Annotated in this window: 18 protein-coding genes; 8 read left to right on the top strand and 10 right to left on the bottom strand. The window is 62.1% G+C overall.

Annotated elements, in window-relative coordinates:
* Window positions 1–50: 50 nt before the first annotated feature.
* Window positions 51–1,301 (top strand): FIST signal transduction protein, encoded by a 1,251-nt coding sequence (locus tag Cth01_RS20175; RefSeq protein WP_045840199.1) that lies wholly within the window; start codon window positions 51–53, stop codon window positions 1,299–1,301.
* 241 nt (window positions 1,302–1,542) lie between these two features.
* Here Cth01_RS20175 and Cth01_RS20170 read toward each other — a convergent pair whose 3' ends face one another.
* The 5 genes from Cth01_RS20170 to Cth01_RS20150 all read right to left on the bottom strand — a co-directional run bounded on the left by Cth01_RS20170 (window position 1,543) and on the right by Cth01_RS20150 (window position 6,932).
* Window positions 1,543–2,697 carry a CMD domain-containing protein gene (locus Cth01_RS20170; RefSeq protein ID WP_072248278.1) on the bottom strand — a complete coding sequence of 385 codons (1,155 nt, stop codon included), beginning with the start codon at window positions 2,695–2,697 and terminating at the stop codon, window positions 1,543–1,545.
* Between the two features lie 15 nt (window positions 2,698–2,712).
* The gene (locus tag Cth01_RS20165) at window positions 2,713–4,176 is read right to left on the bottom strand and encodes an NAD(P)-binding domain-containing protein (RefSeq protein ID WP_034377971.1); all 1,464 of its coding nucleotides are present in this window, start codon (window positions 4,174–4,176) and stop codon (window positions 2,713–2,715) included.
* A 198-nt stretch (window positions 4,177–4,374) separates the two neighbouring features.
* Complete coding sequence (locus Cth01_RS20160) at window positions 4,375–5,385, bottom strand: Bug family tripartite tricarboxylate transporter substrate binding protein (RefSeq protein ID WP_045840198.1); 1,011 nt, start codon at window positions 5,383–5,385, stop codon at window positions 4,375–4,377.
* A 210-nt stretch (window positions 5,386–5,595) separates the two neighbouring features.
* Window positions 5,596–6,000: a YXWGXW repeat-containing protein gene (locus Cth01_RS20155; protein WP_003059306.1), complete on the bottom strand. Its 405-nt coding sequence runs from the start codon at window positions 5,998–6,000 to the stop codon at window positions 5,596–5,598.
* Between the two features lie 200 nt (window positions 6,001–6,200).
* A complete protein-coding gene (locus Cth01_RS20150) occupies window positions 6,201–6,932 on the bottom strand; it encodes a helix-turn-helix domain-containing protein (RefSeq protein ID WP_003065639.1) in 732 nt (243 codons plus the stop codon).
* 110 nt (window positions 6,933–7,042) lie between these two features.
* Here Cth01_RS20150 and Cth01_RS20145 point away from each other — a divergent pair, with 110 nt between their 5' ends.
* Both Cth01_RS20145 and Cth01_RS20140 read left to right on the top strand, forming a co-directional pair.
* The gene (locus Cth01_RS20145) at window positions 7,043–7,843 is read left to right on the top strand and encodes a hypothetical protein (protein ID WP_045840197.1); all 801 of its coding nucleotides are present in this window, start codon (window positions 7,043–7,045) and stop codon (window positions 7,841–7,843) included.
* Window positions 7,844–7,948: 105 nt separating this feature from the next.
* A complete protein-coding gene (locus tag Cth01_RS20140) occupies window positions 7,949–9,901 on the top strand; it encodes an MFS transporter (RefSeq protein WP_034352993.1) in 1,953 nt (650 codons plus the stop codon).
* 10 nt (window positions 9,902–9,911) lie between these two features.
* On the opposite strand, the gene Cth01_RS20135 is transcribed toward Cth01_RS20140, so the two are convergent.
* Window positions 9,912–10,604 (bottom strand): DUF3047 domain-containing protein, encoded by a 693-nt coding sequence (locus Cth01_RS20135; protein WP_174447121.1) that lies wholly within the window; start codon window positions 10,602–10,604, stop codon window positions 9,912–9,914.
* 270 nt (window positions 10,605–10,874) lie between these two features.
* On the opposite strand from Cth01_RS20135, the gene Cth01_RS20130 reads away from it, so the two are divergent.
* The 3 genes from Cth01_RS20130 (at window position 10,875) to Cth01_RS20120 (ending at window position 13,431) form a co-directional block, all read left to right on the top strand.
* Entirely contained in the window at window positions 10,875–11,381 is a 507-nt protein-coding gene (locus tag Cth01_RS20130; RefSeq protein ID WP_045840195.1) for a hypothetical protein, read from the top strand.
* Window positions 11,382–11,402: 21 nt separating this feature from the next.
* Complete coding sequence (locus tag Cth01_RS20125) at window positions 11,403–12,260, top strand: DUF2145 domain-containing protein (protein ID WP_045840194.1); 858 nt, start codon at window positions 11,403–11,405, stop codon at window positions 12,258–12,260.
* A gap of 70 nt (window positions 12,261–12,330) precedes the next feature.
* Window positions 12,331–13,431, top strand: a complete 1,101-nt coding sequence (locus Cth01_RS20120) for a zinc ribbon domain-containing protein (protein ID WP_045840193.1) — start codon at window positions 12,331–12,333, stop codon at window positions 13,429–13,431.
* Window positions 13,432–13,460: 29 nt separating this feature from the next.
* Here Cth01_RS20120 and Cth01_RS20115 read toward each other — a convergent pair whose 3' ends face one another.
* Both Cth01_RS20115 and tgt read right to left on the bottom strand, forming a co-directional pair.
* On the bottom strand, window positions 13,461–14,882 hold the full coding sequence (locus Cth01_RS20115; protein WP_045840192.1) for a GGDEF domain-containing protein: 1,422 nt from the start codon (window positions 14,880–14,882) through the stop codon (window positions 13,461–13,463).
* A gap of 269 nt (window positions 14,883–15,151) precedes the next feature.
* A complete protein-coding gene (gene tgt / locus Cth01_RS20110; RefSeq protein ID WP_034353010.1) occupies window positions 15,152–16,324 on the bottom strand; it encodes a tRNA guanosine(34) transglycosylase Tgt in 1,173 nt (390 codons plus the stop codon).
* A gap of 121 nt (window positions 16,325–16,445) precedes the next feature.
* Here tgt and Cth01_RS20105 point away from each other — a divergent pair, with 121 nt between their 5' ends.
* Window positions 16,446–16,919 carry a universal stress protein gene (locus Cth01_RS20105; protein WP_012836812.1) on the top strand — a complete coding sequence of 158 codons (474 nt, stop codon included), beginning with the start codon at window positions 16,446–16,448 and terminating at the stop codon, window positions 16,917–16,919.
* A gap of 55 nt (window positions 16,920–16,974) precedes the next feature.
* On the opposite strand, the gene Cth01_RS20100 is transcribed toward Cth01_RS20105, so the two are convergent.
* Both Cth01_RS20100 and Cth01_RS20095 read right to left on the bottom strand, forming a co-directional pair.
* The gene (locus Cth01_RS20100; RefSeq protein ID WP_045840208.1) at window positions 16,975–17,397 is read right to left on the bottom strand and encodes a hypothetical protein; all 423 of its coding nucleotides are present in this window, start codon (window positions 17,395–17,397) and stop codon (window positions 16,975–16,977) included.
* A gap of 94 nt (window positions 17,398–17,491) precedes the next feature.
* Window positions 17,492–18,016: a MarR family winged helix-turn-helix transcriptional regulator gene (locus Cth01_RS20095; RefSeq protein ID WP_012836814.1), complete on the bottom strand. Its 525-nt coding sequence runs from the start codon at window positions 18,014–18,016 to the stop codon at window positions 17,492–17,494.
* Between the two features lie 116 nt (window positions 18,017–18,132).
* Between Cth01_RS20095 and Cth01_RS20090 the strand changes: the two genes are divergently transcribed.
* Complete coding sequence (locus Cth01_RS20090) at window positions 18,133–20,445, top strand: bifunctional salicylyl-CoA 5-hydroxylase/oxidoreductase (protein ID WP_045840191.1); 2,313 nt, start codon at window positions 18,133–18,135, stop codon at window positions 20,443–20,445.
* Window positions 20,446–20,558: the final 113 nt, after the last annotated feature.

Raw genomic sequence — 20,558 nt, 5'->3', positions numbered from 1 at the left:
GAAAATCGTGGTTGCAAGGCATCCACGCTCCAGCAAGAACAGGAGGGCTTATGTCACTGTTTCCCGTCGCTCATGCCAGCCATGAAGACTGGCGCGCTGCGACTGAGCAAGTCGTGCTGCAGCTGCGTGGGCAGTTGCTGCGCCAGTCACTGCAGCCGCATCGGCTGGGTCTGGTCTATATCGCGCAGGGGCTGGTGCCTCATGCGCAGCCCTTGCTGGCGCTGTTGGCGCGCGAGTTGCCCCAGGTTACCGACTGGGTGGGCAGCTCCGGTCACGCCGTACTGGCCATGGAGCATGAGTATTCCGAAAGCTCCTCGCTGGCGGTCATGCTGCTGGACCTGCCCGCAGCCCATTACCGCGTCTATTCCGGCGTGGCACCGCTGGCGCAAAGCGGCGCCGAAGCCGGATTCGAGGCGCATTCGGCCCTGGTGCACTCCAGCATCGATCAGCCTGATCTCGCAGAGCTGCTGCTAGAGCTTTCCGAGCGCATCAGCTCTGGAAATCTGTTCGGGGCGCTCAGCAGCGAGCAGGGCGTGCAGTTTGCCTGCCGCGCCGAAGATTTGCCCCGCTTGCGTGCCCAGGCCAGCGTCGGCATCTTTCATGCCGGCTTTTCCGGCGTGGCCTTCGATGCTGACGTAGCCTGTATTTCAAGACTGGCCCAGGGCTGCGCGCCTTTGGGCGCGGGGCTCGAAATTACCGAGGCCAGAGGCCCGGTGGTGCTGGAGCTCGAAGGCGAGCCCGCCTTGCCCCGACTGCTGCAGATGCTGGATGTGGAAGCCAGCCCCAGCGCCGGAGGCGGCTGGCAGGCTGCGTTGTCGCAGCTGCGCAAGACCCAGGCCGCGATTGCCCCGCTGGGCCGGGGTCTGGAGCGCGGGGCGCTCACCGACGAGGCCCAGGTGCTGCATATTGTGGGGCTGGATCCGGTGCGCCAGGGCGTTGCGCTGTCGTCGCCCGTGGAGGCCGAGCATACGGTGATCTTCTGCCAGCGCCAGAGCAGCGCGGCCCGTCATGAGCTGATGCAGATGGGCGCGGCCCTCAAAGACGCGCTGCAGCCCGACTTTGCCGATGCCGGCCCCGAGACCATGGCCGAGGCGGCCCAGCCCCAGCATATACGCGGTGCCATCTATGTGAGCAGCAAGGGACGGGGCAGCGAGCTGTTTGGCTGCGCCGATGCCGAGCTCAAGCTGCTGCGCCATGCGCTGGGGCCGGTGCCTCTGATCGGCCTGGTGGCCGAGGCACAGCTGATGGACGCACATGTGCATCAGCTAGCCGGCGTGCTGACGGTGTTCACCGGTAAATAGCCTGAAATTTGATAGCTGCTAACGCTTGATTCAAATAGGTTTTAGGAGGTATTTTTTCTGAGATTACGGTTTTAATTGCGCAAGCTGCTATCAAAAAAGAAAAGCTGTGCCAAAAACCGGCACGGCCTGAAACCAGTGACAGCAAGCAAGCGCCGCCGCGCAGCGACGCTGTCGTCCCCCTCCCGTAGCGCGCAGCGCGTAGAGATAGGGGGAAGGCGCTGGGCCGCCTAGGCAAAGCGACTCAGGGGGTGGCGTAAATTTCAACGCCCAGATTCAGCATCAGGCGGTTCGCCCAGCCGAACAGTGCGGCCGAGTGCAGCATGTCCAGAATTTCCAGATCGGACAGACCTGCATCGCGCAGCGGTTGCAGATCCTGCGGGCCAAAGCTGCCCGGCGCACGCGTCAGTGTCAGCGAAGCCTGGATGATGGCGCGCTCGCGGGCATTGGTGCCGGCGGTCTCGGGCTCGTCAAACAGCTGGGCCATCACATCGTTGCGCTTGGCCAGCTGCTCGAAGCGCTGAGCGTGCACCGATGCGCAGTACACGCAGCCGTTGGAGCGCGAGACGGCAGTGGCCGCCACTTCACGCTCGGCGCGGGAAAGGCCGCCGGGTGCATACATGATGGCGTTGAAGGCCTGGGAGCGCTCCAGCAGCACCTGGGGCTGACGCGCCAGCAGCAGATAGAAGTCCATGCTCTTGGCCTTGGGGTGGCTGACCTCCAGCACCTGCTGCTGCTCGGGCGTGGCGGTGTCGGGGTCCAGCACCTGCAGCCAGGCCTTCCAGTCCAGCGTCTCGCTGGTAAAGCCGTTGCGGCGCAGAGGCTCGCCGGGTGGTGGCAGATTGGCGGGGTGGACAAAGGGCGCGGCATCGGCAGGCTGGGGGGCCGGCGCTTCGGTCGCGCCGCCCAGCTCTCCCATGGCCTTCACACCCGCCAGCAGGCGGGCCTGATACGAGACAAAGCCGATCAGCTGGGCCAGCAGCACGGTGTCGTTGAGCGACAGGCCGGCGGCCGGAATGGCCAGCAGCGCGGCCTGATCGCTCTGGGCCGGGTTCAGGGCCAGCGTGCGCACAAAGTGCAGCATGGCGTCCAGGCGCGCATTGCCGGTCTGGGCACCGGGCTGATCGAGGATGGCGCGAAGCTCGGGCGTGATGGCTTGGCCCAAGGCCTCGGCGCGCGCACGGTATTCGGCTTCCAGCATGCTCACGCCGCTGACACGGGCCTGCTCGGCAGCCAGCACCAGGCGCTCGGCCTGGGTCAGATCGCTGTCCAGCTGATTGCCCAGCAGCAGGTCTTCGCAGGCCTGGGTGGCCAGAGCGACTTTTTCGCGCTCGTGGCGAGTGGTGAATGTGGGGCTGCCCTGTTCGAGGCCGGCCAGTCGGTCTATGGTGTCTGTCATGCGAAGTCTCTTGATTTAGGGTTGCAGCTGGCGGATGCGCGCAGCGCTGTCGGCTGCGGTCCATTCCGTGCCGTCCAGTTCGGGCTCGGCATAGGCCTTGAGCTTGTCGAAGTGCTGCTCGATATCGTCCAGATAGAACAGCGAGGCCAGGCCCTGGGCCAGCTTGCGCGCCCCGTCGCTGATGGCGGGAATATCGCCCGACACCGTGCCGTGCGAGAGCGCAGCGGGGTAGCAGAAGCAGTGAATCCGGTCGAGACCGGGAAGGTCGCCCTGGAACTCGAACAGCGGGCCCAGATCTGGCGATGCCGACAGCTCGGCATCCTCATCGCCGGTCTCGGGCGTGAAGCGGCTGTTCCACAGCTTTACATGGGCAGCGATGTCCGCAAATTCGGGACGCAGGCTCCAGTCGATGGCAAAGCCTGTGGAGACGATGAGAAAGTCCAGCACGAACACGCCGGCCGAGGTCTGCACCTGCAGCTTGTTGCCTGCTTTTTCCACGCTCTGCACAGCGCAGCCCAGGTTGAAGAAGGCGTTGTCATGGCGCGAGACACGCAGCGTGCTGCCGTGCGGCGGCGGCACTTGCTGGGCGTTGATGTAGTGGCGGATGCGCCATTTCCATGCATCGGGCAGCAGATACTGACCGTGGGTCAGACCGGGCACGCCCGAGCCCTTGGACTTGTTGATCAGCGGCAACTGCTGGCGGCGGATCAGCATGTCCACGCTGGCCGCGCCGTTTTCGAGAGCCGTCGCGGCGCTGTCCATGGCCGAAGCCCCGGCGCCGACCACGCCCACATGCTTGCCCGCCAGCGTGGCGTAGTCCATGGCGTCGGAGGAATGGGCCCAGAACTTCCTGTCCACGCCCCGCATGAAGGCGGGAACCGTGGCGCCGCCCAGGCCGTCGCGGCCTGTGGCCAGCACCAGGCGGCGGGTTTGCCAGGTGGCGGTCACGCCATTGGCCTTGACATCGACTTCCACCACGCCATCGGCCTGCGGGCGCACGGCAATGACTTCATGGCCGTTGCGCACATCGGCGTTGGTCACGCGGCGGTACCAGCGCAGATAGTCCATCCACTGCAGGCGCGGGATCTTGTCCAGCGCTGTCCAGGCATCCAGGCCGAACTGGGCGATGAACCAGGCGCGAAAGGACAGAGCTGCAACCCCCATGGCAGGGCCGGTCAGCTCCTTGGGCGAGCGCAGGGTTTCCATGCGCGCCGTGGTGGCCCATGGGCCTTCGAAGTCTGGCGCGGACTTGTCCAGCAGCACAGGCTTGATGCCGACCTGCTGCAGCGCCATGCTGAGCGCGAGACCGGCCTGGCCGGCGCCGATGACGAGCACGTCATGCACCGGCAGTCCCTTGCGCGTGGAGGGAGGAATCCAGGCCTTGGCAGGCCAGCCCAGAGTGACGAAGTCGTCACGCAGGCGCTCTTCCAGCACTGCAAGCCCCGTGGCGGCGCCTGCCGTAGAAGTTGAATAAGACATAGCTAAAACCCAAAAGCGCCTGAGGCTTGAGCCGCAGACGCATCAAACAAACACCGATAACTTAACACTGCTTGAACCGAAGCAGGACCAAGTGAGAGACACCGAGGAAGGGGCCCCCGCACCGAGGGTGTCGTTCCTCTCCCTTGGCGCGCAGCGCGTAGAGAGAGGGGGGGACGCGGCAGGGCCGCTCAGGGGGTGTTAGTCAATACTTATCTTGGCATCCTTGACCACCTTGGCCCATTTGATGCGATCTTCATGCACGGTCTTCTTGAACTGCTCGGGTGTCTCTTCGCGGATGGTGTTGCCCTGGGAGACAAAGCGCTCGCGCACCTCGGGCTGCTTGAGCACGTCGTTGACGGCCAGGTTGAGCTTTTTGACGATGACCGGGTCCGTGCCCTTGGGCGCGAAGATGCCGAACCAGATGGAGCTGTTGAAGCCCTTGGTGCCCGGCAGGCCGCTGGCGGCAATGGTGGGTACTTCCTTGACGGCTTCCACGGGCTTGGCCGTGGTCACGCCCAGCAGGCGCACCTTGCCGGCCTTGTAGTGGCTCAGAACGGTCTGCACCTGGTTCATGATGCAGCAGGTCTCGCCGCGCAGCACCGAGGTGATGGCTTCGGGGCCGCCCTTGTAGGGCACATGCACCATGTCCAGGCCCAGACGCGAGTTGAACTCGGCAAACGCCATATGGGTGCCTGCGCCATTGCCGGTCGAGGCGTAGTTGTACTTGCCGGGATGGGCCTTGACCTCGTCAACGAACTCCTTGAGGTTCTTGACGTTGATCACATTGGGATTGATGGTCAGCACATTGGCCACGTCCACCAGCGGTGCGACGGGCACAAAGTCGGCCTCCACGTCGAAGGGCAGTTTCTTGTACAGCGCGGCATTGCTACCGTGGGTGGCGGCGGTGCCGAAGTAGATGGTGTAGCCATCGGGCTTGGCGCGGGCCACGAACTCGCTGCCGATATTGCCGGCGGCGCCGCTCTTGTAGTCAATGATGACAGGCTGGCCCAGAATCTTGCCCAGCGGCTCCTGCGCCACACGGCCGATCACGTCCACACCCGAGCCTGCGTTGAAGCCCATGATCATGGTGATGGGCTGATGCGGATAGCTGGCGGCGCCGGGGTCGGCCGCCTGGCTGGACAGGGGAAGCAGGGCGGCGGCCGCCGTTGTGGCAACAAGACCGGAGATGAAACGGGGCAGCAAACGCATGATGGGACTTGTCCAGAGGAACCTTGAATGCTGTGAATTGTGTCCGTAATTTAATGATTTGCTTCTATATGCTTATGCAGCATTAAGCTTGTGGGGTTAATGCAAAAAAAGCCCAGATCTCTTGCGAGATATGGGCTGAAATCCGCTGGAAAGTGATGACTCGGAGGGCCAGCGGAGGGAGCGATCAGGGCTTAAAGCTTCAACAGGCTTTTAGCGGCGATAGGGGTTGTGGGGGTTGCGGTCATGGCGGTTGGGCACGCCGTCGCCATCCCTGTCCCAGCGGCTGGCGCGGTAGTCCCAGCGGTTGCCGTGCTGCACCCAGACGGGCTGGCGGTACACATAGCCGGGGCGGTTCTGCACCCAGTGGCCGGCGCGCCAGACATGGCGGTGGCCGCGCGGCTCCCAGTAACCAGGAGCCCAGACATAGCCACGGCGCGGAGCGGGCACGGCTTCATAGCGGACCGGGGGCGGTGCGTTGAACTGCACGTTCACATAGGCACCCTGGCTGGCACCCGCCCAGTAAGCGCTTTGGGCCTGTGCACTACCGGCAAAGCCCAGCAAGGCGAGTGCGCCTGCGGCAGCGACGGTGTGGATGGTGTTGCGGATTGTCAGCATATACGCCTCCTTCATGGGTAGCGGGCTGTCTGTGGGTCCAGGCATCCCTTGGGCTCCATGTTGGAAGGTCAGCGTCAACCGTGGGTTGCCGCTGTGCGAAGTCTTGCAATCTTGTGTGTCTGTTTGGTGAAGAATGTATAAAACAGCCGGCTGATGCAGATACAGCAAGCGCATTTAGCTACATATTTGGGAGTGAAGGTCTACCGGCGCAAGGCCGCAAAGGCGGGCAGCTCCCATTTGCGCATGCCCAGCACCAGGGTGTAGCCCTCGATCTTGTTGGGGCCCAGGCGCTGATCCTGCAGATGCTGCTGTGAAAAGTCCTGACCGATGCGCTGAATGCGCTCCACGAAGCTGGGCGCCAGGCTGGGGGCGATGGAGCCATGCACCAGCAGCATGGTCTCGTCCTCGCCGGCAAAAGTGCCGCCAAAATAGTCCAGCACGGCGTTCTCACGGAAGAAGTCCATCACCGGGCCGTTGGTCTGCCAGCGGAAGGTCTTGGCCAGGCGCAGCTTGTAGCGGTTGCCAGGACGCAGCTCGATGATGCCGATGCGGTCCAGCTGCGCCAGATAGCCTATGCCCTCGGGCTCGCTGATGCGGTAGGTGGCGACGATCTGCTCCAGCGTCCACTGGCTGAGCACGCAGATCGCCGTGAGCAGCAGCTTGCGGTCGGCAACCACGGCAATCTCCTGCTCGCGCGTGATCTGCTGCAGCAGCGGCCGGCTGTCGGCCACATTGCGCGCCAGATCGGCAAAGTCCAGGTGCAGGGCGCGGCAGATCTCGTCGATGCGCGACAGCGGCATGTCGCCCTTGGCCAGCATGCGCTTGACGCTGGATTCGGCCATGCCTATGGCCTGGGCCAGGTCGGCATAGGTCATCTGCGCGGCCTTGAGTTCTTTCTTGATGGCGGTGACGAGATCGGCAGTCGTGCTCATGGTATCGATTGGTAGTACTGGCAGTGCAGCGATATGGCGCAAGTTTAGAAGATTGATGCCGCTGCTTCGGCGGATTTCCATACTGCGCGGCATTCACACAAGGAAGCGCCATGCAACTGCATACCTCATCGATCACGACCGTGGAAATGACGAACCCCGAGACCTCGGGCACGCTGGAGCAGCGCTTTGCCTTGTTCGGGAGCATGGCCTTGCTGTTCACGCTGGCGCTGCTGATGCCTGGCATGGCTCAGCCCGAGCACTACCACGCCTTTGCCGACCGGCGCGGCTGGCTGGGCTTGCCGCATGCGGCCGATGTGTTGAGCAATCTGGGGTTTGTGCTGGCGGGACTGGCGGGCTGGGTCGCACTGGCCCGTGCCGACTACCAGAAGCTCAATGGCACGGCGCGTGCCCTGTGCGCCCTGTTCTTCACGGGCCTGCTGTGCTCGGGGGCAGGGTCTGCGTACTATCACTGGGCACCGCAGGATTCGAGCCTGGTCTGGGATCGGCTGGGCATGGGCCTGGCTTTCGCCGGCTTGCTGGGCCTGGCGGTACAGACGCGCATTGACGACATCAGCGCCCGCATCACTGCCGGAGTATTGCTGGTGGCCGCACCTGCCAGCGTGGCGGTCTGGGTGCAGACCAGCAATGTGCTGCCCTGGGTGCTGGTGCAAGGCGGCGGCATGCTGACTCTCCTGTGGCTGGCCTTTGTGGCGCCGCGTCGTCACGCGCTGCCCGTGGAGCTGGGCTGGGTGATCGGTCTGTACCTCGTTGCCAAGCTGCTGGAGCGGTCGGACGGCGATGTGTTCGATGTGACCACGCAGGCAGTCTCCGGCCACAGCCTCAAGCACTGGATGGCCGCGGCCGCCGCGTGGCCTGTGCTGCGTGCCTTGAAGCAGTGGCGTGAGTCGTAATATTCATAGCGGCGGGCGCATGTTCATCAAGCATCAGCGGCATAAAACCTACAAAAAGATCCGGGCAAGTTGGCACAATGCCTGCAGCGCCACAGGGAGAGATCCATGAATTCCACGCCGACCGTGCATACGGCCGCCGCTGCACCGCAGCATGCCCACCCCAACCAGTTCGCCCTGCTGGGCCAGCGCCGCTTTGCGCCGTTTTTCTGGACGCAGTTTGCCGGTGCGGGCAATGACAATCTCTTCAAGTTCGCCTTCACGGTGATGGTCACTTATCAGCTCAGCGTCTCCTGGCTGCCGCCTTCCATGGCCGGCCTGGTGATCGGTGCGCTGTTCACCCTGCCTTATCTGCTGTTTTCGGCCACTTCGGGTCAGCTGACCGACAAGTGGGACAAGACCCGCATGTTCCGTCTGGTCAAGAACCTCGAGATCGCCATCATGCTGATTGCGGCCTGGGGCTTTGTCCAGGCCAATGTGCCGGTGCTGCTGCTGTGCGTGTTCCTCATGGGGCTGCACTCCACGCTGTTCGGCCCCGTCAAGTTCGCCTATCTGCCCCAAGTGCTCAACGACCGCGAACTCACGGGCGGCAACGGCATGGTGGAGATGGGCACTTTTGTCGCCATCCTGCTCGGTCAGGTCGCTGGCGGCCTGCTGATCGCCGTGCCCGAGGTCGGTCATATGCAGGTCGCCATGGCCTGCGTGGCCGTCGCGGTCGTGGGCCGCATCTGCGCGCAGTTCATTCCTCACGCGCCCGCGACCGATCCGGGCCTGGTCATCAACTGGAACCCGTTCACCGAAACCTGGCGCAACCTCCAGCTGGCACGCCAGCAGCCCGTGGTGTTCCGCTCGCTGCTGGGCATCAGCTGGATGTGGTTCTTCGGCGCGGTGTTTCTCTCGCAGTTCCCCAGTTTTGCCAAGGAGGTGCTGCATGGCGACGAGCATGTGGCATCGCTGCTGCTGGTGATCTTCTCGGTGGGCATAGGTATCGGCTCGCTGCTGTGCGAAGTGTTCAGCCGTCGCCAGGTGGAGATCGGCCTGGTGCCGCTGGGCGCGATTGGCATGAGCGTGTTTGCGATTGATCTGTTCTTTGCCACGCGCGCGCTGCCGCCCTCCGAGCTGATGGGTGTGAGCGCCTTTTTTGGCGAGGCCAAACACTGGCGCGTGATGCTGGATCTGGGCCTGCTGGCGCTGTCGGCGGGCATCTACAGCGTGCCCATGTATGCGCTGATCCAGATGCGCAGCCAGCCCACGCACCGCGCGCGCATCATCGCGGCCAACAATATCCTCAACGCGCTGTTCATGATCGCCTCGGCCGTGCTGGCCGGTGCCTTGCTGGCCGCAGGTTGCAGCATTCCCCAGGTGTTTCTGATCACCGGCATTGCCAACGCCATCGTGGCGCTCTATGTGTTCCTGCTGGTGCCCGAATATCTGCTGCGCTTTGTGGCCTGGGTCATCACCCACTTTGTCTACCGCTTCAAGGTGCGTGGCGACGAGCATATTCCGCGCGATGGCGCGGCCGTGCTGGTCTGCAACCATGTGAGCTTTGTCGACGCCATCTTGCTCATGGCGGCCAGCCCACGCCCCATTCACTTCGTGATGGATCACCGCATCTTCCAGACGCCGGTGCTGGGCTGGCTGTTCAAGCTGGCCAAGGCGATCCCGATCGCGCCGCACAAGGAGGACCCGGCAACCTATGAAGCCGCGTTCGCGCGGGCCGCGGAGGTGCTGCGCGAGGGCGACCTGCTGGCCATCTTCCCCGAGGGCGGCATCACCTCTGACGGCCAGCTGCAGCCGTTCAAGGGCGGCATCATGAAGATTCTCGACCACGCGCGAGACGACGGCCTGCAGGTTCCCGTCATTCCCATGGCGCTGACCAATCTCTGGGGCTCCTACTTCAGCCGCATCGAGTCGCGCGGCGGCAGGAATGTGGCCATGGTCAAGCCGCTGCGCCGCGGCCTGTTCAATCGTGTGGGGCTGGAAGTGGGCGAGCCCGTGGCGGCTGCCTCTGTCACGCCGGCCCTGCTGCAGCAGAACGTGGCGGATTTGCTCCGGCGTTGAGGCTGGATGATCAGGGCAGGAGCCGGATATCACCCATGTAGGCCAGTCCTTCGCCATGGGTGTTGTCCGAGTCCGCCGAGACGGTGACGCCGATGATGGTGGGCATGGCCTGGGACTCGTCGCCAAAGGCTTGCAGATAGTCGGACATCAGATTGCGCTGTTCCGTTACCCACTGGCCTTTGTGCGTGCTGCCGCTTTGCAGCACGATATAGCGCATGCGATGCGTGAACGCATTGTGCAGAACCGAGCCCACGGGCTGCTTGTTGTCCCAGACATAGCACAGCGTCTCGGCCGGAATATCCTCTCCGGTGCTGATTCTGCCCAGGCGCAGCTTGGCCCGTTCACCAAAGCTCAGCTGCGATTTGTCAAAGTCGAATGATATGCAGAGCTTGAGCGCAGCATCGTCGCCGGCCCTGGTTTTGATGTCGGCCTTGTCGATCAGCTGATCCACGCGCCAGCGCCACTGCAGTTGCAGATCGGGCGAAGCAGTCAGGTGCAGCGTGTGAACCATATTGCCGTAGGCGTCCTGTGTGCTCACGCGCAACACATGCCCGCCATCCTGGTCCACCACATTGAATGCCGTCGGGTTCTTGTTGGGCAGGGTGGCAAAGTGCCAGGGCCCTCCCAGAGGGCCCTGCGGCATCTGCGAAAAAGCGGGAATGCTGCTGCCCTGCGCCAGTGCAGAGACTGCTAGCGTGGACATGGCCGTGGCGAGCGCTGCAGCAAGCCGGCTTTGCCGGCGTGAAGGTTTGTGCAGGGCGAAGGTCTGAGAGTGAAGCCGCATGGATTGCCTGATGATTTTTGAAAGTTGTGGGCGCGGGAGTGGGGGCAAGATGTGCAAGCTGCAACTGGTTTGAGCGCTGGCAGCGGGCGGGGAGTATCACTTTGCGATACTGCGAGACCTGCCGCTTGCTGATTTTGACAAAACACAGGGCCGAAGTTTCGGGCGCATGGATGATTCGTTCGTCGCCGCATGCAAATCGCGGCCCATTTCAACAACCACTGGGAGCCATTTGTGATCAACGTCCTGACCTTTATCCGTCCTCTTCGCAACAGCCTGTGCGCCCTGGGCGCGGCCTTTGCATTGCTGGGCGGCAGTGCGGTCCACGCCCAGAGCGAAGCCTCTCTGGTGTTGTCGGCCCTGCCTGTGGCATCGGTGGTTGCAGCGGCATCGGGTGGCGCTTCGGAGGAAGTCGTGGCAATACCCCTGTTTCTGTCGGCGGCAGGTGCATCCGTGATCGTTGAGGCCGTGGAAAGCAGTGCCACAGGCGTGACCTATGTGCTCAAGAATGTGGCCGACGGCACTTCGGCCGTGGTCAAGGTCTCTGGCCAGGCTGCAGGAGCCCTGTCGGTCGGCGTGGGCACGGTGGTGCAGACCAGCGCCACGGCGGCCGGCGTGATTCTGTCCACGGCAGGCAAGGTGCTGGCCTTCATCCCCAACGAAATCGGCAAGGCGCTGATGCACAACGAGCGTCTGTAATTCAAGAAACTGGAGGCTCGCATGATCAAGGACGCGACAAGCGTTGTACAAGCCATGGCGCCCGCTCGACGCGCCGGCATGCCCATCCCCGGCCCTGTGGCGCTGGCGCTGGGCGCTGCGTTGATTGCCTGGGCAGGCTCGGCAGAGGCTGGCCGCAGCTGTGAAAACCGTCCGCTGACCGCCGATGTGATGGCCAAGGGGCTGAATCTGGCCGCGCGCACCGCCAAGGCGCTGGATGCCGAGTTTCAGAAGAACGGTACCCAGGTCGTGCTGCTGGCTCGGCAAGGGCAGGACTTGAGCAAATACGATCTCAAGTACTCGCACTATGGCTGGGCCTACAGAACGCCCGCCGGCCCCTGGCGCGTGGCCCACAAGCTCAACGAGTGCGGCACTGCCTCCGGCCATATCTATCGCCAGGGCCTGGGCGAGTTCTTTCTTGACGATATGTGGCGTTACGAAGCCGCCATCCAGATCCCGACACCAGCGGTGCAGCAGGCCCTGCTCAAGTTCTTGAGCGCTCCCACGGTGCTGCGCCTGCAAAACGAGCCCTACAGCATGGTCAGCTATGTCTGGAGCAGCAAATACCAGCAGTCGAACCAATGGGCGACCGAGACGCTGGCAGCCGCCATGGAGCCGGCGGCGATTCAGAACCGCGCACAGGCTCAGGCCTGGTTGCAGTCCAAGGGCTATGAGCCCAGCGCGCTCATCATCCGGGCGTTCTCGCGACTGGGCGGGCGCATGACGGCTGCCAATATCGCGTTTGACGATCATCCGAATGAAAAGCGCTTTGCCAGCCGCATCGAGACGGTGACGGTGGACTCCGTGACCCAGTGGTTGCAGCGCACGCAACTGGCATCGGCCGTGCGTACCGTGCAGTGAGTTTGAGCCTTTTTGGCTTCAAGGCCTTGCTGAGTATGCGCATGGCGCTACGTTTTTGGAGTAATTGAAAATGAGCAAGTCTCTGCGTTTGCCCGAGAAATGGTTTCGCCGCGGCCTCTGGCTGGTGGCGCTGGTGTTTGCCTTCTTCCTGATCGGTCTGGGTGGGCTGGTGGTGGGCAATCTGCCGCAGCCTGATCGCTCGCTGGAGGTGGAGTCCTTTATTCCGCAGGCCGATGCACAACGTGTGCGGGCCGAAATCGACAAGGCCCAGAAGACGGCCGGCATGACCCAGAAGGCACTGGACAGGGCTCAGCTCAAGTTCGACGCCGAGCGTGCGCGCTACCAGTCGGCGCGCGACACCTTTGACAACTGGGTGGCGACCCGCCGTGCGACAGAGCGCCCCGAGCAGGACGCCGAGCTGGTCGCACGCAGCAAGGCGCTGGACGAGCTCAAGCAGGCTGAGGACAAGGCCCGCCAGGAGCGCGAGAAAGAGGCCCAGACCCATCTGGAGGCCAATCAGGCAGTCTCCAACGCCGAGGCGGAGATGAGCAATCTGCGCGAGCAGGCCTATCCTCAGTACGAAGCCGCCATGCGAGCCAGCGAGCTGCGCGTGTTTCTGTTCCGCCTGGCCATCACCTTGCCCCTGCTGGGCGTGGCGGGCTGGCTGTTCGCCAAGAAGCGCAAGAGCACCTGGTGGCCATTTGTCTGGGGTTTTATCTTTTTTGCGCTGTTCGCCTTCTTTGTCGAGCTGGTGCCTTATCTGCCCGACTACGGCGGCTATGTGCGCTATATCGTAGGCATTTTGGTGACGGTATTGCTGGGGCGCTATGCCATTCTGGCGCTCAACCGCTATCTGGAAAAACAGAAGCTGCAGGAGTCCTTGCCCGAAGAGCAGCGCCGTGAGGAGCTGAGCTATGACGTGGCGCTGGAGCGTCTGTCCAAGAATGTGTGCCCGGGCTGCGAGCGCCCAGTGGATCTCAAGAACACCGAGATCGACTTCTGCCCCCATTGCGGTATCGGTCTGTTCGACCATTGCGGCAGCTGCAATACCCGCAAGAGCGCGTTCTCACGCTTTTGTCATAGCTGCGGCACTGCGGCCGGCAAGATGCTGCCGCGTCCCGATGCGGCGGAGGCAGCACCGCTCGCCTCCGGGTCCGGCGAGCCCGGATGACCTTGGGCCGGGCTATCGGCGTGTCGCGCTCAGCAAAGCTGTGAACTGACGCGATCGCGCCCGGCGGCCTTGGCCTCATACAAAGCCTGGTCTGCCTGCTGCAGCAGCAGGTCCAGGCTTTGATGCGCTTGCAGGCTTGCGGTATGGACCAGGCCAATGCTGACCGTGGCACTCATCGTCTTGTCATTCATGGGCACGCGCAGCTCCCGGATGGCGCGGTTGATGCGCTTGGCGATCTCCTGCGCAGCGGTTGCGTCCACCTTGGGCAGGGCCACGGCGAATTCCTCGCCTCCCATACGGCCCACGATGTCCTGAGCGCGCAGCACCTGGCTCAGGGTCTGGCTGAAGCTGCGCAGCAATTGGTCGCCTCCCGCATGGCCGAAGCTGTCGTTGATCTGTTTGAAGTGGTCGAGATCCAGCATCAGAATGGCGAAGGGCTGGCCATCCTGGCGGCAACGCTCCAGTATTCTTTGCCCCTGCTTCATGAAGGCACCGCGTGCCAGCATATCGGTCAGAAAGTCGTGGTTGACGGCATGACTGAGCTTTTGCATCAGCTCGTTGCGAGCCATATGCGATCCGGCCACCGCCAGCGGGCCCAGCACCAGCATGCATAGCCCCACGCGAAATGACAGCGTTTCGAGAAAATGAGCGGGTGTGAATTCAAGCGTGCCAAGCGAAATGAAGATGATGCTGCTCAGGCAAAGTGCTGCCGTGATCAGCGTCAGACTGAAGATGCGATAGCTCAGCGCGCACCATATGAGAGCCGGCAGCGAGAACGCCAGCGAGCCGGGACCTTTGATCCAGTAGCTGATGGCCTCCAGCGCAATGACAGACAGCAAAGGCAGGACGCGGCGCATGGGGGAGGGCTCGGTCCAGTTCGGTGCAGGCTGCTTGCGTGTCGGCCAGGCCAGAACAATGGGTAAAAATGTCATGTAGTTCAGCCACTCGCTGCTCAACCACATGGAGAAAGCCTGCCAGTGCGGTGTTCCGAACACGGCAGTCACCACCGGCCCGCCCAGTATTGCTGCTGCCAGTGCGCCCATGCCGCTGCCGACAAAGAGCAGCAAGGCGGAAGACTGGCGTTGCATGAACAAGGTGGCGCGGCTTTGCCTGTGCATCAGCGCCCAGGCCATTCCGACGCCCGCCATATTGGCCATGCTCAGCAGGATCGCCACATCGAGCCGGCTGCCTGTCAGCAGATCCGCAGCGATATAGCCTGCCGAGACCGCCAGGATCGAGCCAGGACGCAGCCAGCCAGGCTTGTGCAGAAGCACCCCCAACAAGAGCGCGTTGGCTGGCCAGATCGCCGAGAAAAACCCCAAAGGACGTCCCAGGATACCGAGTAAGGCTGCCACGAACACCATGCATCCCAGGGCGAGCGCGACCGTCCATGCCTGGGTGGCGGTGGTCTGTAGCGAAGGCGTTTGCTTGGGTGAGGAAGCTTCGGTCATGGAGGGGGATGCCGCGAGCGTTTCGTGTCGTGCTGTTCAGTGGCTGTTGGTGGATTTCGATGCCAATCGCCAAAGATGCCGGTTGTTGTCGCCCAATGTGCTGATGTTTTAACAAAAACATACAGAAAATCGGCCTCTTACGCTGCATTGCAGTGGGCAATTGACGAAATTTTTCAATTGAAGGTTTCAATGGTGAAATCTGAAAGCAAAAAAGCCAGAGACTGGCTCTGGCTTTTTTGTGTTCTGCTGCAGCAGATGGAGTCGAAGGCTTAGACCCCGCGTGCGCGATCGGCCTTGAACTGGGTGCGAAACTGGGCAAAGCTGCCTGCGTCCAGCGCGTTGCGGATTTCCTGCATCAGGTTCAGGTAATAGTGCAGATTGTGGATGGTGGTGAGCATGGGGCCCAGCATCTCGCCGCAGCGGTCCAGATGGTGCAGATAGGCGCGGCTGAAGCCTTCGCGGCCGCCATCGTCCCAGCTCACGCCGCTCTTGCCCGCGCAGGCATGGCAGGTGCAGGTGGTGTCTATGGGCTGGTGATCCACCTTGTGACGAGCGTTGCGGATCTTCAGATCGCCGTAGCGCGTGAAGATGGTGCCGTTGCGTGCATTGCGGGTAGGCATCACGCAGTCAAACATGTCCACGCCATCGGCCACGCCTTGCACCAGGTCTTCGGGTGTGCCAACGCCCATCAGGTAGCGCGGCTTGTTGGCGGGCAGCAGATGCGGCGTGTGGGCCATGATCTCCAGCATTTCGTCCTTGGGCTCGCCCACGGAGACACCACCCACGGCATAGCCGGGGAAATCGATTTCCAGCAGACCCTGCAGCGATTCCTCGCGCAGATTGGTGTACATGCCGCCCTGCACGATGCCGAACAAGGCATTGGGGTTTTCCAGGCGCTGGAACTCCTCCTTGGAGCGCTTGGCCCAGCGACGGCTCATCTCCATGGACTTGCGCGCTTCGGCTTCGGTGGTCTTCTTGCCGTTGGTTTCGTAGGGCGTGCACTCGTCGAGCTGCATGACGATGTCCGAATTCAGAATCGTCTGGATCTGCATGCTGACCTCGGGCGACATGAACAGCTTGTCTCCGTTCACGGGGCTCTGGAAATGCACGCCTTCTTCGGTGATCTTGCGCATAGCACCCAGCGACCAGACCTGGAAGCCCCCCGAGTCGGTCAGTATGGGCTTGTCCCACTTCTCGAAGTCGTGCAGACCGCCGAAGGACTTCATGATGTCCAGGCCTGGACGCATCCACAGATGGAAGGTGTTGCCCAGGATGATCTGTGCGCCCATTTCTTCGAGGCTGCGCGGCATCACGCCCTTGACGGTGCCATAGGTGCCCACGGGCATGAAGATGGGGGTCTGGACCTTGCCGTGATTAAGCGTCAAGGTGCCACGGCGCGCGTGGCTGGTCGGGTCGGTCTTGAGAAGGTCAAACTGCAGCATAGCCTGCTATTTTCCCAGATGCCCGCAAGCACTGCTGCAATAGCCGGTGCTTGCCCCAGATTCGCAACCCGTCTTTGCAGCCTGGGCCTACACTGGTGCGCAAGACGAACAGGAGGTTGCCATGCTCAAGATCATGATTGCGGTGGATGGATCGGATGTCGCACTTGAGGCCGTACGCCACGGCATCAAGCTTTTGCAGAGCGGACTGGATGCTCACTTTGTGATAGCTCATGTGCAGAAGGAAGCCACGCTGCTGGAGCTTGCAACCACAGATTCAGATCTGATCGCCAACGCCAGCATCGAAGCCGGCATGGATCTGGTGGCACCTGCACAGGATCTTCTCAAGGAGGCCGGGGCCTCCTATGAAGTGGAGATCAGCCTGGGCGAAGAGGCCAATACCCTGATCGATATTGCCGAGAGCAATGAATGCGATCAGATCATCATCGGTGCCACGGGCCAGAGCGGCCTGGGCAGCATTCTGATCGGCTCGGTCTCACGCGAGGTGGCCAGGCACAGTCGGCTGCCGGTGACGATTGTGAAAATGCCCGAAGTGGCCGAGGCGGATGACAATTCCGCTGAAGATGCTGATTCCTGATTTGATAGCGCTATGTGATTGATCAATAAGCGCTGGAAGGAAGTTTGACTGGAGGTCAGGCCGCACGGCGCTGCTGGCCGGATTCACGTCTTTGCCAGCTGCTGCGGCTGCCTGCACGATGGGCTGCAAATTTGCCATGCGGCATGCTGGCCAGACGCATCAGCATCCAGCGGCAATAGCCTTGCACGCTCAGGCATTTGTTGATTTCTTCTTCGGGCAGCGGCCCGGAGACCACGACCAGCCGGTTTGCGCCTTCCCAGTCTCCTGCCATGCGCAGACGGCGTTGCGTGCCAATGGCCCAGGAGTGAATGCGGGTGGGGTGACCATGTTGGTGCACGCGGCCTGTGATTCGGTCAAACGCGATGGCGACCAGCTCGGTCTTGAGGCGATAGGGGCGCTCTCCCGTGATGGCGTTGGGCGCATCACGCATGTCGTAGAGATAGTAGAACCCGGACTTGAGCCGATATCGCAGATGCAGTAAATCCATGAACCATGCCCCCAAGCCTGTGTCACGCAGGACTGCGTGCAGGACATTTTCCATGAAATTGTCACAAAACGGTGTTTTTTCGGGCTCAGGCACTTTCTGGCGAGCTCAGCACCTGTCTGAGCTTGCCCAGTTGTTCATACAGATCGCTGGCGTTTTTGCTGCCCAGTGGAGTCAGCAACTGCTCAAGCCATAGCTCATGCGCGGCAGCCATGGCCTTGAACTGCTTTTTGCCCGAGCGGGTCAGGCGCACGATCATGGAGCGGCGGTCTTCCTCGTCAGCCACGCGTTCCACCCAGCCTTCGGCCACCAGTTGATCGGTCAGTCCGGTCACATTGCCGCCGGTCACCATCAGATATTCCGACAGGGTCTTCATGCGCAGACCTTTGGGAAAGCGGCTGAGTTGTGCCAGGTAGTCAAAACGAGGCAAGGTCGTGCCGAACTCTGTGCGTAGCTGGCTGCGAATGACTTGCTCGATCTGTGTGCTGCAGGTCAGCAGGCGAAGCCACAGGCGCACGGCCTGATGGTCGGAGTGGGACAGGCCAGCCTCGCGTCCCGGGGCTTCGGGCATGTCGATGGAGAAATCCGGATTGTGTTGGGCCATGGTTGGCATGGTGCGCAAACTAACGTGCTTTGGGTTCAGGGTTTGGCCGGATTCTAGTGAAAATTTCATGCATTAATAATTTAGATATAAAGTAATTTTTCAAAAGCCAGGAACGGATCACTGTCATGAAAATTGTCTGCATAGGTGGTGGCCCCGCCGGCTTGTACTTCGCTTTGCTGATGAAGCAGATGAGCCCTGAGCATGAGGTGACGGTGGTGGAGCGCAACAAGCCCTACGACACCTTTGGCTGGGGCGTGGTTTTCTCCGATGCCACCATGGACAATATGCGCGACTGGGACCCGGTGACAGCCGCGCAGATCGAGCAGGCTTTCAACCATTGGGACGATATCGAGTTGCTGTTCAAAGGGCGCAAGATTCGCTCCGGAGGACATGGTTTTGTGGGGATTGGCCGCAAGCATCTGCTCAATATCCTGCAAGCACGATGCGAACAGCTGGGTGTGAACCTGGTGTTCGAGACCGATGTGCAAAGCGACGAGGACTATCCGGATGCCGACCTTGTGATTGCCTGCGATGGTGTGAACTCGCGCATCCGCAGCAAGTACGCCGACATCTTCAAGCCCGATATCGTCACCCGCCCCAATCGCTATATCTGGCTGGGGACGAACAAGGTCTACGAGGCATTCACCTTTGATTTCGTGCGCACGCCACATGGCTGGTTTCAGGCGCATATCTACAAGTTCGACGACAAGACCTCGACCTTCATCGTGGAGACCACGGAGGAATGCTGGAAAGCCAGCGGTCTCGACACCGCCGATCAAGAGCAGTCCATTGCCTTCTGTGAAAAGTTGTTCGCGGACAATCTTCAGGGCGAGAAACTGATGACCAATGCCCGCCATCTGCGCGGTTCGGCCTGGATCAACTTTCAGCGCGTGGTCTGCGATCAGTGGTGGTTGAAAAACCGCAAGGGCAGCCATGTGGTGCTGATGGGCGATGCCGTGCATACGGCACATTTCGCCATTGGCTCAGGAACCAAGCTGGCGATCGAGGATGCGATCGAGCTGGCACGCCAGTTCAAGCAGCGGGGTGATGCGGCTGCGCATATTCCCGAGGTGCTGGCGGCCTATCAGGAAGCGCGTCGCGTTGAGACGCTGCGCATTCAGAATGCGGCCTGGAATGCGATGGAGTGGTTCGAGGTCTGCGGCCAGCGCTATTGCGACCAGCTGGAGCCCGAGCAGTTCATGTATTCCATGCTCACGCGCAGTCAGCGCATCAGCCATGAAAACCTGCGCCTGCGTGATGCGCAGTGGCTTGGTGGTTATGAGAAATGGCTGGCCGAAAGAAACGGTGTCGCGGTCGATGCCAAGGCGCCGCCGCCCATGTTCCTGCCCTATACCCTGCGCGGCATCACGCTGAAGAACCGTATCGTGGTCTCTCCCATGGCGCAGTACTCTGCGGTTGATGGCGTGCCTGGTGAGTTTCACCTCGTTCACCTGGGGGCGCGTGCGCTTGGTGGCGCCGGTCTGGTGTTTGCCGAGATGGCCTGTGTCAGCCCCGAGGGGCGCATCACGCCCGGCTGCCCAGGTACTTATAGCGCTGAGCAAAAGCAGGCCTGGAAACGCATCAGCGACTGGATTCACACCAACACCGATGCCAAGTTCGCCATGCAGATCGGCCATGCGGGTGCCAAGGCCTCGACGCGGCTGGCCTGGGAAGGTACGGATCTGCCGCTGGAGCAGGGCAACTGGCCCGTCATGGCAGCGTCGGAGCAGCAATATCTGCAGGGAGTGAGCCAGATCTCCAGGGCCATGACACGCGCCGACATGGATGAGGTGCTGCAGCAGTTTGTGCATGCTGCGCAAATGGCGGCCGACATAGGCGTGGACTGGCTGGAGCTGCACTGTGCGCACGGCTATCTGCTGTCGGGCTTTATCTCGCCGCTGACCAATCAGCGCAGCGATGAATATGGCGGCAGCCTGGAAAACCGCTTGCGCTACCCGCTGGAAGTGTTCAAGGCCATGCGCGCCGTTTGGCCGCAGGACAAGCCCATGTCCGTGCGTATCTCGGCTCATGACTGGGTGCCTGGCGGCATCACGCCCGAAGATGCGGTACAGATTGCCAAGGCCTTCAAGGCCGCAGGTGCCGATCTGATCGACTGCTCATCGGGGCAGGTCAGCAAGCTCGAAAAGCCGGTGTTCGGCCGCATGTATCAAACCCCGTTTGCAGACCGCATCCGACAAGAGGCCGGTATTGCGACCATGGCCGTGGGCGCGATCAGCGAGGCCGACCATGCCAACAGCATCATTGCTGCAGGACGTGCCGATCTGTGTGCGATTGCCAGACCGCATCTGGCCAATCCGGCCTGGACGCTGACCGAGGCCGCCAAGATAGGCTACACGCCTATCGTCTGGCCCAAACAATACTTCCAAGGCAAGCGCCAGATGGAAGCCCTGTTCGAGCGCGAAAAGGCCTTGAAATGAAGCGCCCCCTGAGTCGCTGCGCGCCTTCCCCCCACTCTCCACACGCTGCGCGCTATGGGAGGGGGCGACACCCGTGGCGTGGGGCGGCTCTTCCTTGGTGTCCGAGGGGCGGT

It is taken from the genome of Comamonas thiooxydans (genome assembly GCF_000964545.1).
Taxonomy (GTDB): domain Bacteria; phylum Pseudomonadota; class Gammaproteobacteria; order Burkholderiales; family Burkholderiaceae_C; genus Comamonas; species Comamonas thiooxydans.
The sequence above is the reverse complement of the archived record's forward strand: the minus strand, read 5'-3'. Positions and strand labels throughout refer to the sequence as shown.

Coding starts and splice junctions, on each gene's coding strand:
- Cth01_RS20150 (WP_003065639.1), bottom strand. CDS start 6,932: ATGAGCACGACTGCCGATCTCGTCACCGCCATCAAGAAAGAACTCAAG.
- Cth01_RS20105 (WP_012836812.1), top strand. CDS start 16,446: ATGCTCAAGATCATGATTGCGGTGGATGGATCGGATGTCGCACTTGAG.
- Cth01_RS20115 (WP_045840192.1), bottom strand. CDS start 14,882: ATGACCGAAGCTTCCTCACCCAAGCAAACGCCTTCGCTACAGACCACC.
- Cth01_RS20140 (WP_034352993.1), top strand. CDS start 7,949: ATGAATTCCACGCCGACCGTGCATACGGCCGCCGCTGCACCGCAGCAT.
- Cth01_RS20130 (WP_045840195.1), top strand. CDS start 10,875: ATGCAAATCGCGGCCCATTTCAACAACCACTGGGAGCCATTTGTGATC.
- Cth01_RS20170 (WP_072248278.1), bottom strand. CDS start 2,697: ATGACAGACACCATAGACCGACTGGCCGGCCTCGAACAGGGCAGCCCC.
- Cth01_RS20120 (WP_045840193.1), top strand. CDS start 12,331: ATGAGCAAGTCTCTGCGTTTGCCCGAGAAATGGTTTCGCCGCGGCCTC.
- tgt (WP_034353010.1), bottom strand. CDS start 16,324: ATGCTGCAGTTTGACCTTCTCAAGACCGACCCGACCAGCCACGCGCGC.
- Cth01_RS20145 (WP_045840197.1), top strand. CDS start 7,043: ATGCAACTGCATACCTCATCGATCACGACCGTGGAAATGACGAACCCC.
- Cth01_RS20135 (WP_174447121.1), bottom strand. CDS start 10,604: ATGTCCACGCTAGCAGTCTCTGCACTGGCGCAGGGCAGCAGCATTCCC.
- Cth01_RS20125 (WP_045840194.1), top strand. CDS start 11,403: ATGATCAAGGACGCGACAAGCGTTGTACAAGCCATGGCGCCCGCTCGA.
- Cth01_RS20095 (WP_012836814.1), bottom strand. CDS start 18,016: ATGCCAACCATGGCCCAACACAATCCGGATTTCTCCATCGACATGCCC.
- Cth01_RS20175 (WP_045840199.1), top strand. CDS start 51: ATGTCACTGTTTCCCGTCGCTCATGCCAGCCATGAAGACTGGCGCGCT.
- Cth01_RS20160 (WP_045840198.1), bottom strand. CDS start 5,385: ATGCGTTTGCTGCCCCGTTTCATCTCCGGTCTTGTTGCCACAACGGCG.
- Cth01_RS20165 (WP_034377971.1), bottom strand. CDS start 4,176: ATGTCTTATTCAACTTCTACGGCAGGCGCCGCCACGGGGCTTGCAGTG.
- Cth01_RS20155 (WP_003059306.1), bottom strand. CDS start 6,000: ATGCTGACAATCCGCAACACCATCCACACCGTCGCTGCCGCAGGCGCA.
- Cth01_RS20090 (WP_045840191.1), top strand. CDS start 18,133: ATGAAAATTGTCTGCATAGGTGGTGGCCCCGCCGGCTTGTACTTCGCT.